Annotated in this window: 10 protein-coding genes and 1 other RNA gene; 4 read left to right on the plus strand and 7 right to left on the minus strand. The window is 59.4% G+C overall.

The annotated features are described in order from the left end of the window. On the minus strand, positions 1 to 607 hold a 607-nt coding region (locus ACTHUY_RS10255; protein ID WP_441678677.1), incomplete at its 3' end, for a hypothetical protein. Between the two features lie 843 nt (positions 608 to 1,450). Between ACTHUY_RS10255 and ACTHUY_RS10260 the strand changes: the two genes are divergently transcribed. Then, positions 1,451 to 1,876 carry a hypothetical protein gene (locus tag ACTHUY_RS10260; protein ID WP_441655769.1) on the plus strand — a complete coding sequence of 142 codons (426 nt, stop codon included), beginning with the start codon at positions 1,451 to 1,453 and terminating at the stop codon, positions 1,874 to 1,876. Between the two features lie 233 nt (positions 1,877 to 2,109). On the opposite strand, the gene ACTHUY_RS10265 is transcribed toward ACTHUY_RS10260, so the two are convergent. From ACTHUY_RS10265 to glnA, 3 genes are read right to left on the minus strand one after another with little or no spacing between them, the layout of a single operon-like run. Then, on the minus strand, positions 2,110 to 2,733 hold the full coding sequence (locus tag ACTHUY_RS10265) for a histidine phosphatase family protein (RefSeq protein WP_441655768.1): 624 nt from the start codon (positions 2,731 to 2,733) through the stop codon (positions 2,110 to 2,112). A 30-nt stretch (positions 2,734 to 2,763) separates the two neighbouring features. After that, positions 2,764 to 5,787, minus strand: coding sequence for a bifunctional [glutamine synthetase] adenylyltransferase/[glutamine synthetase]-adenylyl-L-tyrosine phosphorylase (locus ACTHUY_RS10270; RefSeq protein ID WP_441655767.1), 3,024 nt, complete (start codon positions 5,785 to 5,787; stop codon positions 2,764 to 2,766). Position 5,788: 1 nt separating this feature from the next. After that, a complete protein-coding gene (gene glnA / locus ACTHUY_RS10275) occupies positions 5,789 to 7,126 on the minus strand; it encodes a type I glutamate--ammonia ligase (RefSeq protein ID WP_441655766.1) in 1,338 nt (445 codons plus the stop codon). 379 nt (positions 7,127 to 7,505) lie between these two features. Here glnA and panB point away from each other — a divergent pair, with 379 nt between their 5' ends. Continuing rightward, complete coding sequence (panB, locus tag ACTHUY_RS10280; protein WP_441655765.1) at positions 7,506 to 8,327, plus strand: 3-methyl-2-oxobutanoate hydroxymethyltransferase; 822 nt, start codon at positions 7,506 to 7,508, stop codon at positions 8,325 to 8,327. A 250-nt stretch (positions 8,328 to 8,577) separates the two neighbouring features. Here panB and ACTHUY_RS10285 read toward each other — a convergent pair whose 3' ends face one another. Continuing rightward, positions 8,578 to 8,787 (minus strand): hypothetical protein, encoded by a 210-nt coding sequence (locus tag ACTHUY_RS10285; RefSeq protein ID WP_441655764.1) that lies wholly within the window; start codon positions 8,785 to 8,787, stop codon positions 8,578 to 8,580. Between the two features lie 31 nt (positions 8,788 to 8,818). On the opposite strand from ACTHUY_RS10285, the gene map reads away from it, so the two are divergent. Together map and ppgK are read left to right on the plus strand one after the other, a co-directional pair. Continuing rightward, the gene (map, locus tag ACTHUY_RS10290; protein WP_441655763.1) at positions 8,819 to 9,691 is read left to right on the plus strand and encodes a type I methionyl aminopeptidase; all 873 of its coding nucleotides are present in this window, start codon (positions 8,819 to 8,821) and stop codon (positions 9,689 to 9,691) included. Beyond that, positions 9,688 to 10,452 (plus strand): polyphosphate--glucose phosphotransferase, encoded by a 765-nt coding sequence (ppgK, locus tag ACTHUY_RS10295; RefSeq protein ID WP_441655762.1) that lies wholly within the window; start codon positions 9,688 to 9,690, stop codon positions 10,450 to 10,452. Before map ends, ppgK begins: the two co-directional genes overlap by 4 nt. Positions 10,453 to 10,814: 362 nt before the next feature. On the opposite strand, the gene ACTHUY_RS10300 is transcribed toward ppgK, so the two are convergent. Together ACTHUY_RS10300 and rnpB are read right to left on the minus strand one after the other, a co-directional pair. Further along, entirely contained in the window at positions 10,815 to 11,603 is a 789-nt protein-coding gene (locus ACTHUY_RS10300) for a Nif3-like dinuclear metal center hexameric protein (protein WP_441675843.1), read from the minus strand. Between the two features lie 177 nt (positions 11,604 to 11,780). Next, positions 11,781 to 12,124, minus strand: an RNA gene (rnpB, locus tag ACTHUY_RS10305) — RNase P RNA component class A. Positions 12,125 to 12,127: the final 3 nt, after the last annotated feature.

Genomic DNA, 12,127 nt, shown 5'->3' on the forward strand with positions numbered 1-12,127 from the left:
AGGGTGCTGGCGCCGAAGCCGAGCTCGGGGCAGGTGCGGGAGTGGGCGAGGGCTCTGGTGCGGGAGTGGGCGAGGGCTCTGGAGCAGGCTCCACGGTCGCGCTCGGTGATGGCTCCTGCACATCGGCGTATAACTCCTCCTCGCAACCTCCGGACTGCGCGGCACTCGTTTCTCCACAGGTATTGCCAAACACCCGGTATGCGGAATCATCGACCGCATTCTCATACAGCTCATCGCAGGCCGCTAGATCACCATCGGCACACGCATCCCACAGGGCATCAAGCTCAGGATCGTCACCGTATGCTCGAGGTACCGCGTTGGTCGCGCAGTCGCCGTGAGACTCGGTTTCTGTCTCGCCGCAGGTACTTCCAAATGTCCGGTACTCGGAATCCTCAGCTGCATTCTCATACAGCTCATCGCAGGCCGCTAGATCACCATCGGCACACGCATCCCACAGGGCATCAAGCTCTGAATCGCTACCGTATGTTCCCTCACGATCGGTTAACTCGACCGATAGTTCCGCATCATCGCTACCAATGACGCCGAGTCCGAAGAGCACTCCCACAGTAGCCGCAAGGATCAGGAAGATTCCGAGGAGGATCCACACGATAAGCGCGCCTCTGCCCTTCTTTGGCTGCTGATCGGAATTCTGCCCGTACGGCGGAAAACCACCGCCCGATCCCCCTTGCACACCGATAGCTGGCTGGTATCTACCCGGTAGAGGAGCCGAAGGATAGTACTGCTGACCGTATTGCTGCCCCGCAGGATGCATCGAGGTCGACTGTCCGTCCTGAGATGTGCCGAATTGATTCCCACCGCTCGCATATACGCCAAGACCCGGGGGCTGCATCGGGGTTGAAGCACTAACACCGTGCTCATTGCCAGCAGTATCATCGGGCCGCGCTACAAGACCTGGTTGAGCATCCAAAGCTCTTTTCTGACCATTCGCTTGAACCTGCGGTACGAAAGTCTCCGAATCTTCAAAGGTCCGACGTCCATCATCGTGGTCCGACGAAAGATCGTCCTTGCTCCCAGACATAGAAGTTTCCTTTTAGTAAAAAAACAGACAATGCCGGAACCGCACTAAGAGCTAAAGTCACGCCCAGAGGCCACCCGGCGGCACTAAACTATTTCTTAAAATCAAACTCAACTATTTATTGATCCTGCTAGCAAATGTAGCACTGCTGACGGGCATTAGTATTATTTAAATCGATCATGGGTTCTTTCTTCTCGTGTCGTACACAAAATAAATAACCACTCGAGGATTGTGTCCAGCTTCTCTGCTGAAGGTCGAGGACACGGTTTACAGAGCCAATTCTGTACGAGTGCATGCCACACCAATCCTGGGTTGACCAACCTATGGCCAAGAACCCCGCATTCCATGAGATATCCCTGAGCACGTTCAGGTACTAACAGGAACGTCGATTCGTTGTCCTCTAGGATTGGTCCTATGAAGAAGCACCCGGAAGACGCTAGCGACTGGTCCGAGTACGTCAACAACCGGGACGAGTGGGCCGTGCCCGACTACCCGAGTTCTCCCAACCCACATAGCCCCCGCGAGGGAGATGCCTTGAAGGGTGGAGATGACGGTGATGATAGCCGGTCGGCTAAGAACCGGGGCGCCGATGGTGCGGTTGGCCCGTATGGGGCTTCGAAGAGCCCATGGGAGAACTACGACGATCGCGATCCGCAACCACCGAGGGAATCAACTCCGTACGACGAGACGAGCCCCTGGACGAACCACGCGGCGTGGCGATACCAGCAGAACCCGTACCGCGGAGGCACCGAGGAAACCCGCCAGGGCTGTAGTGGGGTCATGTTCGCCGGTATCGGACTCGGCATCGCACTCATTGTCATTGCACTCATCCTGCTCTGACACGCAGCGCACAGATTCCGCACCAAATTGGTCGGCGTCAATATCATTCGATAATTGCAAGAGAAGAGAATCGGCCCGCTCCGCGGGCCGATCATCATATTTTGGTTGTTAAGTCGCGGTCCCTTGCCCCACTCGATACACCTCGACCTGCCGTGCACCAAGCCCTGCGCACCTGAGATCCTCGAGAACAACTGTCATTCGATAGGTCAGGCACCGGGAATCAGGACAGGCGACTACTCCTTTGGAGCATCCTCAGCGGGGACCTCGGTGCCGGGTGTCGGTGGCTTGTACCAGTCGACCAGTTCCCACTTGCCGGGGGTTCCTTCGATAACCCCGGTGGCGCAGTTCGTCATGTGCGGAAGCTTCTCTCCCGCTGGGTCACCAACCATGATTGTTGCCCACACCTGAAGCATCATGCCGTGGGATACCACGAGGAGCGACTCTTCATCCGATTCTTCGATTGCAGCATTGAAGCGTTCAAGGACTTCATGGCCATTTTCGCCTCCCGGGATCCGTGGATCCAGGTCGCCTTCCATCCAGTTCTGAGCAATGCCGAAGTACTCCATGAGAGTTGGCATATCGTTTGCCATCTCCCAGTCGCCAGCGGAGACTTCCGCAATCCTCGGGTCGATTCTCGGATCAAGCTTCCTTGACGTGGCGATAGGTTCGGCCGTTTGCTGCGTGCGGACAAGGTGGGAGACAAGAATTCCGTCGAGATGGATATCGGTCATGCGCTCCGCCAGTTCCTCCGACTGGACTCGCCCCGTCTCGGTAAGGTCCGCTCCCGGTGCCGCCGTGTCGAGTGCCCGAATCGTGTTGGACGTGGTTTGTCCGTGCCTGGCCAAGTACAGTCTCATTGCTCTCCGTTGATCGTGAGTTTCGTATCCTTACTCATCGTCCCCGAAAAAGATGCGTTCAACAACGGACCTCGCTCGCCGCGAAAGCCGCAGATAGGTTTCGCCCACTTCCTGACGCGCCTCGTGATCTCTCGATAGGAGTGCGGCAATGGTGGCAAGCTCGGTGGAGTCCGTTGGCACGGTATCGATCCTGGGCCCGGAGGTTCGGCCAGTTCCGAGGACAATCGCGAGCCGCAGGTGCTGGGCAAAGAGCCAAGCATCAGCCAGCCGATCAGCATCGCCGTGGCTCAGTAAGCCCGCTTCGGTTGCTGCAACTAGCCCGTCGAGTGTCGATGTGGTCCGGAGAGAAGGGTTCGATCCGCCGTGGTCCAGTTGGAGGTACTGGACGGTCCAGTCAACATCCGAGATCCCGCCCGGGCCAAGCTTGAGATGACGGGTCTTCTCCACCCCTCGCGGGGCGCGCTCTGATTCGATACGCGCCTTCATCCGCCGCACGTCCCGGTGCTCCCCCGGACTCAGCGGCTCCCCATACCTGATCGGGTCGATGAGACCAATAAAAGACTCACCTAACTCTTCATCGCCAGCAACCGGTCGCGCTATAAGGAGCGCCTGCCGTTCCCAGGTCTCTAGCCAGCGGTCGTAGTATTCCTCGTAGGATTCAAGCGACCTGGCAAGTGGTCCATTCCGCCCCTCGGGCCGAAGATCCGCATCGATTTTCAGCGGTGGCTCCTCCGCCCCGTCTTTCAGCACTGCAATGAGGGTGGTCGCGATCTCGACGGCAATCTTCTGGGCAAAAACCTTGTCATCGCTGAGCGGCTCGTGAACAAAGAGGATGTCCGCGTCCGATCCGTAGCTCATCTCGTGGGCACCAAATGAGCCGAGCCCAACAACAAGATAACGAGACGGTGCTTCTTCCAGGTCGTGCCCCGCGAGGACCTTCGCGGTCGCGGCCCGCAGAGCAGCATCCACCGCAATCTCCGCTCCCATGGTGATTGATGCCTGCGCCTCGCGAGTATCGATCACGCCAAGGACAAGGCCGAGGCCGGTGCGCAGGAGTATGCGGCGGCGCAGATAGCGCCCCGCCATGGCGACACCCTCGTGCGTCTTGCGTCGTGAAATCAGTGCATCGAGTTCTTGCCGGAGAGCAGCCCCGCTCAGGGGCTTCAGCTCTTCGTTGCCTTCGAGCCACCTCACCGATTCGGGCAGGGCCGGGATGGCTTCGGCGAGGTAGCGGGACGTGGAGAGAATATGGGCGAGGCGCCTCGCTGCCATACCCGAGTCCCTCAGGAGCTTCATATACCAGTGGGTTCTTCCCATGGTTTCGGAGAGGATCCGGAAATGAAGGAGGCCGGAATCGGGTTCCGGTCCTTCCGCAAACCAGCCGAGGAGAACGGGCAAAAGTTGCCGCTGGATCTTTGCGGTGCGGGAGACTCCCTCGGTCAGTGCCGAGATGTGGTCGATCGCCCGGGCGGGGTCTCGATATCCGATGCCGGCAAGGCGATCGGCGGCAGCCTCCCGGTCCAGACTAATGTCGTCATCGCGTAAGCGTGCCGCGGCTGGGAGAAGCGGACGATAGTAGATCGCCTTGTGGAGGGAACGGACCGCTCCCCTGACCTTCTTCCACTCCTTCTCCAGGTCCTCACCGGTCGCGACCCTGTCGATCTTCATCGCCCGCGCAATACGCCTCAGTTGATCGGTTTGGATGGGAAGAACGTGGCTACGTCTCATCTTCTGGAGCTGAATCCGGTGCTCGAGGGTCCGCAGGAAACGGTAGTAGCCATCCAGCTCGTCCGCATCGGTGCGGGCCACGTATCCTCCGTCACGCAGGGCAGCCAACGCATCGAGGGTGTTCCTCACCCGCAGCGAGGTATCGACCCTGCCGTGCACAAGCTGGAGGAGCTGAACGGTAAACTCAACGTCGCGTAGACCGCCCGCACCGAGCTTGATCTGCCTGGCGGCGTCTTGGGACGCAATGTTGGATTCCACCCGCGTTCGCATCTGCCGTGAGGATTCCACAAACCCCTCCCGCTGAGAGGCGGACCAGACAAACGTGGCCACGGCATCCACGTAGGCTCGGCCCAGTTCCTCATCACCTGCCGCGGGGCGTGCCTTAAGGAGCGCCTGGAACTCCCAGTCCTTCGCCCACCGCTCGTAGTAGGCGACATGGGAAGCAAGCGTGCGCACGAGCGGACCGTCCTTGCCCTCGGGGCGCAGGTTCGCATCCAGTGGCCACAGCGGCATAACCGCCCCCGGCCCCGACACTGCCTGCGACGCAGCATTCGCGAGCTTCGTCGCTATCTCCAGAGACTCTTCTTCAGAAACTCGCTCAGCATCCGATGTCATCTCAGTTCCGGACAACCCGGTAGCATCGGCCAACTCGCCAACATAAACCACATCGACGTCAGAAATGTAGTTGAGTTCCCGGGCCCCGGTCTTGCCCATGGCAATAATGGTGAGGCGAACATTCTCGGATCCGGGAACGACCGAGCGAGCAAGGGCCAGGGCGCCCTTCAAGCAACCATCGACAAGGTCGGAAATAGATTCCGACACCCGGCGATACTCAGCGACGGGATTCTTCGAGGTGAGATCCCTGGCCGCAATTGAGATGAGCTGACGATAGTAGAGCGTGCGGAGCCGAGCCACTCCGTCTTCCCATCGCACGCACGCAACTACGTCAGATGGTGAGGATCCTTCTTTTACGTCGAGGGCTTCAAGAAACACGTTTCCGTCAGGGCTGATATCGACTTTATCGCCGAGGTCATCAATCCACTCGGGGTGGGTGATCAGCATGTCGCCTAGGGCGGAGGACATGGCGGCGATAGCGCAGACGGACCTGCGAATCGTCTCGCTGTTCAGCAGGGTTTGCATAGCGTGCGGGCTGGCCTCGGTGAGCCTCAAAAGGGTGAGCAGGCCAAGATCGGGATCGGCACCGTTTCCCAGTTCGTCGAGGATCGGCTCCCACTCGTCGATTCTTCCGTCCAGCAGTTTGCTGGCCCTGCCGGGTTCGGCGAAGCCGAGCCGGCGGAGCGCCGAGGTGGGACTATCTTTACGCATGTCAGTTGATGGGGAGGAACCGTTCACGCTCGAACGGTGTCACCTGATTACGGTAGCCCTGCCACTCCTGCTCTTTGTTGCGTAGGAAGAACTCGAAAGCCTCTTCACCGAGGGTGTCGGCAACAAGCTCTGAGTCGTGCATGAGCGAAAGCGCCTGCTCGAGGTTGCCGGGCAGGGATCGAATGCCAAGAGCCCTCCGCTCATTACGGGTGAGTGCCATGACATCGTCAAGTGCCTCGTCGGGCAACTCAAGGTTTCGCTCAATCCCGTCGAGGCCAGCATTGAGCAGAACGGCAAATGCGAGATAAGGATTGGCGGCAGAGTCGATGGCTCGGTATTCAATCCGTGCGGACTGCGGCTTGCCCTGGCGGAGGGCGGGGACCCTGACGAGTGCGGAACGGTTGTTGTGGCCCCAGCTCACAAAGGACGGCGCCTCATCCCCTGCCCACAGCCGCTTATACGAGTTGACGTGCTGGTTGGTGATCGCGGCGATTGAGCGGGAATGCTCGAGAAGGCCCGCCATGAACTTCCGCGCGGTAGCGGACAGGAGATAGGTCCCGGAGGGGTCGTAAAAGACGTTCCTGTCTCCTTCGAAGAGCGACATGTGGGTGTGCATGCCGCTACCGGGGTGCTCGATAAGAGGCTTCGGCATAAAAGAGGCAACGACACCCTGAGAAATAGCCACCTCCTGGATAACGGTACGGAACGTCATGATGTTGTCCGCCATCGACAACGCATCCGTGTACCGGAGGTCAATCTCGTTCTGACCGGGACCGGACTCGTGGTGGGAGAACTCAACCGGGATGTTCATCGACTCGAGGGCCGCAACAGCATCCCGCCTAAAGTCCTGTGCCACAGACCGTGCCGAATGATCGAAGTATCCTGCCCTGTCAATGGGCCGGAAGTCGATATCAGGATCATTGCTTGGGTGAAAAAGATAGAACTCGATCTCCGGGTGCGTGTAGAAACCAAATCCCATGTCGCTGGCCCGTTCAAGGGCACGCCGCAGTACGTACCGGGGGTCTGAGCGTGCCGGTTCGCCATCGCGGGTCGTGATGTCGCAGAAAAGCCGCGCAACAAGACCGTCCTCGCCACGCCCGGGCAGGATCTGGAAAGTCGATGCATCCGGGTGGGCCAACATGTCGGCCTCAACGACGCGGGCCAGGCCTTCGATCGACGAGCCGTCAAAACCAATGCCTTCTTCGAAGGCCTCTTCGAGCTCGGCGGGAGCAATGGCAACGGACTTCAGGGTGCCAATGACATCGGTGAACCACAGCCGAATAAACCGGACATCCTTCTCCTGAATGCTCCGAAGGACATGTTCTTGCTGACGGTCCATACCCGGTCCTTTCGCTTCGCTACACACTATCGTGCCACGCCGTGCTCCAAGCGTTGCTCCGATAAGCACTCCGGGATGCAGTAATCCCGCCTGCTCATCCTATTCCTACCTGCCGTAGCCAACAGTCACCAGCCACGGACGGATTGCGAGAGTTGGGCTTACTGGGCGTCCCCTATCCCTTGCTACAAGACCTCCTGCTACCTTGCTTCACGCTCACGTTTTATCCGCCCCAAGCTCTCGCTTTTCCCATGGCTCCTGGTCGCATCGAACTTGCAATAGCTCTGTTCAAGACCCTGCGAGTAGATTCTCCACCACGGCGCACACGAAACAAACCAGCATCGTCAGACAGCACATCGGGAATCACGGTAGGATACCTGCCATGACCGAAGGAACACCCACGCCTCCACGTCCCCGCCGTTTCCGGATAGCCCACCTCGCCGAAGCCAAACACCATGGCGAGCCGCTGACAATGCTGACCGCCTACGATTCGATGGTCGCGTCAATCATTGACCGCGCCGGAGTCGACATGATTCTCGTTGGCGATTCCATTGGTACAACAGTATTCGGTGACTCGAATACTCTTGGCGTGGAGCTGGCCGACATGGTTCGTGCAACGAGGTCGGTAGCGAACGGTACTCAGCGTGCCCTGATCGTTTCCGATCTCCCTTTCGCTACTTACGAGACCGGACCTGCCCAGGCTTTCGAGTCCGCATCCCAGCTCATCAAGGCCGGAGCCAATGCGGTCAAGCTTGAGGGCGGCGTTCGCGTTGCCGAACAGATTCGCACGCTCGTCTCCAACGGTATTCCCGTGATCGCCCACATTGGCTTTACGCCGCAGTCGGAGAACACCCTCTCGGGCCCCCGCGTCCAGGGACGCGGCGATGATGCTGCCGATCGCGTTGTGGAAGATGCTGTTGCAGTCCAGGAGGCCGGTGCCGCAGCCGTTGTCCTGGAAATGGTTCCCGCCGATCTTGCCTCCCGCATCACCTCGATCCTCGAGATCCCGACCATCGGTATCGGTGCCGGTCCCGAAACTGACGGTCAGGTCCTTGTCTGGTCCGATATGGCGGGAATGACGGACTGGCAGCCCTCCTTCGTTCAGGTCTTCGGCCAGGTTGGTGAAGCCCTATCGAAGGCTTCCACCGATTACGTCGCCGCAGTCAAGTCGCGGTCCTTCCCAACTCGGGAACATTCCTTCTAGCGAAGGCTCCCCCGGCCGACTCAGCCGCCCGCCCTCTGCGGTCAACGCTCCACCATCACCGTCTTACACTCGGCAAAAACTCCTCGCCAATCACCACTGGCGCAGTTGAGTGAAGCGCACAAGTGGCGAGAGTCACTGACGTACTGACTGGTTCGGCGAGCGGTTGGATATGCAGACGCGTCGGTCAGGCATCCGGGGATCTTCGCACTGCCGGTTGCTGTTGAGATGACGCGCTCGCCAGTGTCGACCGTCAGTCCTCATCATCCTTCCAGTCGTCTTCCCACGCCTCTTCTTCTTCATCGAACGTTTCGTTGCGCTCCGCTGCGGTCGTAAGAGCGTTACGGGCTTCTTCTTCGGTGTCGTAGGGCCCCATAACGTCCGTCCATGGGGACTGCTGGCCTACCTCAACCTGGCCCGTCTTTGTGTTGTACCAATACTCACGACGGCTTGGATTCGCCATTGTGGACCTCCTCGACGCTAAACTTGGTTCTATGCTTGCACAGCGCGCACCCCTTGGCACCCTTGTTCCCGGAGCTATTTCGGAAAAGCTCTCTGTACCGAAGTCGATTGAGCGACCCGAATACCTGTTCCATGATGGTCCCGAGGTGGTGACTGCCTCCGATGTGAAGGACGCGGAGACCATTGAGCGGATCCGCCGCACCTCGAAGCTTGCCGCCCAGGCCCTCGAAGAGGTTGGCAAGGCTGTCCGCCCCGGCATTACCACCGATGAGCTGGACAAGATCGGGCACGAGTTCCTCATCGACAATAACGCCTACCCGTCGAGCCTGGACTACATGGGGTTCCCGAAGTCGCTGTGCACCTCAATCAACGAGGTCATCTGCCACGGCATCCCCGACTCGACCGTTCTCCAAGAGGGCGATATCGTCAACGTCGACATCACGGCCTTCCGCGAGGGCGTTCACGGCGACACGAATGCAACGTTCCCCGTTGGGGAAATCGATGAGGAGTCCCGCCTCCTGATCGAGAGAACGAAGATCTCCATGGAGCGCGGTATTAAGGCTGTGAAGCCCGGCCGTGCCATCAACGTGATCGGCCGCGTCATCGAGGCCTATGCGAAGCGCTTCCAGTATGGCGTTGTGGAAGACTTCACCGGCCACGGCGTTGGCGAAGCCTTCCACTCGGGACTTATCGTTCCGCACTACGACACGGCACCCCGTTACGACGACCTCATCGAAGTGGGCATGGTCTTCACGATCGAGCCCATGCTGACCCTGGGCACCATCAACTGGGACCAGTGGGATGATGGATGGACGGTACTGACGAAGGACCGTGGCCGCACCGCCCAGTTCGAGCACACCCTGGTTGTGACCGAAGACGGCGCCGAGATCCTTACGCTCCCATGAGCCTCGCACTCGGAATCGACATTGGCGGCTCCGGTATCAAAGGAGCCCCCGTCGACCTCACCACCGGTAAGTTCGTAGCCGACCGCTATCGCATCCCTACTCCGAAGAAGTCGACCCCGAAGAACGTCGCTCAAGTCGTTGGACAAATTGCCGAGCACTTTGAACTTCCCAAGCACACTCCGATCGGTGTAGCCGTTCCCGCACCGATTGTTCACGGCGTGGCAATGTGGATGGCGAACCTTCACAAGTCGTGGGCCGGAACGAACGTCGACGAGCTCTTCTCCAACGTTCTCGACACCCAAGTGATTGTCGTTAACGACGCAGATGCTGCTGGTTACGGGGAAGTCGAGTACGGCGCAGCCAAGGGGCAGTCCGGCACCTCCCTGGTCACCACTCTCGGAACGGGCATCGGCTCCGCTCTCGTCATCGACCACCGCCTCATCCCCAATACGGAGCTTGGTCACCTGACCCTCCCGAACGGGAAAGAAGCCGAAGCGTGGGCATCCTCCGCCGTTAAGGACCGCAAGAAACTCTCCTGGACAGACTGGGCAAACCGACTCCAGGACGTTTACGGCGAATACGAGAAGCTCCTCAACCCCGACCTCATCATCGTCGGCGGCGGCATCTCCAAAGACTCTGACAAGTTCCTGCCACTGCTGAAAACACGTGTGCCAATCATCCCGGCTACTCTTCGCAACAAGGCCGGCATCATCGGTGCGGCCGCCCTGGGTGGCCGAGAAGCAGCAAGTCAGAACTCATAAAAGGACGCTCTCAGTGATGGTCTGATCCTCTTTAGACACCCATTTAGGCTTCTCAAGAACAGATCTCATTGACGGGCCCTTCGCAGTTATTACTGCACACAATGACATAAGTTACCGGTGGGAACTGTCAGACAGAGGGCTCGCAAATACGATTTGCTGAAACGTTGGTCAGATCGGGCAATCGCAGGCGTAGCACCGCACAAGCCCAGAGCCCGAAGTGCTTCGAGCATTCTCATCTCGTCGCCCGACGAAACTCGCACTCACAAGACGCGCGACTAGCGCAACAAAGGACTACCCGTCACACTCGACCCCAGTTCAAAGATCGGCGAGGCACGCAGACGGGCGATAAGGACGGCCGCCAATTAGCGCCGGCTCACCCACGCATCTGTCACGACAGTAGACACGTCCACCTCAAGGCCCGGAAGCATCTCACGGAGCGCACCCGCCAACTTCGGCAAGAGCGGCCACTCGGAGGCAAAGTGCGTGGGGCTAATGAGCGCCGCTCCCCCGCCCCACAGGTGATCGGTAGCCGGATGATGGCGCAGATCAGCGGTGATGTAGACGTCCGCACCCGAGTCGTTGACAAGACCAAGGAAAGAGTCGCCCGAGCCGGGGCTAACAGCCACTGTCTCCACCATTCGTTCCTCGTCACCACCCACGAGGATTCCCGCGGGAGTGCGTGGAAGCAGATCGGCAACCCGATCAGCGAGCTCTCCAAGCATCACCGGGGCAATCGTACCAATTCTGCCCAGACCGAGAGTCGGATCATCTTCCTTGGGAATGAGCGGGCGAGCATTTTCAAGCCCCAGCAGGTCGGCCATGGCCTGCGCGGTGCCCCAGGAGTCAGCATTGGTATGTGCCGCGTAGAGAGAAACGCCGGCGCGAATCAGGTCCGTAATCCACGCACCCTTCGTCGTGTGAGCACCAACGGTGGAGGTGCCGCGAAGGTAAAGCGGGTGGTGGGTAAGCAGCATATCGTAACCACCGCCAATTGCCTCGGACACAGTCTTTTCACACGGATCTACCGCCAGCAGGATCCGCCGAGCTTCCCAGTCGGGACTACCGGCGACAAGACCGACAGCATCCCACGACTCGGCGAGTGCCGGCGGACATAGTTCTTCCACTGCTGCAATGATTTCTCGTGTGAGCATGCGGCAAGTCTATCCCGGCGAAAGACATGGACAGCTTTTAATCACAGCGTCTGTAGAAGCAGATTCGCGATCGCCCCTACAAAACTTCGCCACCGTCGCGGTTCGCGACAGCCAAGGATCGACGCGACTGTCATCGGGACGGACAGACAATCCGAAGTGTCCCCGGGTTGAAATGGAGGGACAAGCTGGCCGATACGCCGGGTTTTGTCGAGGGCGACCATCCATCTCGGACGCGTGTTACCACGAATCTCTAGCAACCCACCCGTCGGCCCGAGCAAAGCTCGTGTGCGAGTAGCATTCAGCCAACTGTCTGGTCTTGCTCCCGGTGGGGTTTACCGTGCCGTCCTGGTCACCCAGTCCGCGGTGAGCTCTTACCTCACCCTTTCACCCTTACCTTGCGGCGGTTTACTTTCTGTTGCACTGGCCCGCGGGTCACCCCGGGTGGGCGTTACCCACCACCGTACTCTGTGGAGCCCGGACGTTCCTCGGCACCAAAGTGCCGCGGCCGCCTAGCCAGCTTGTCC

Source organism: Flaviflexus sp. (assembly GCF_052087705.1).
Taxonomy (GTDB): Bacteria; Actinomycetota; Actinomycetes; order Actinomycetales; family Actinomycetaceae; genus Flaviflexus; species Flaviflexus ciconiae.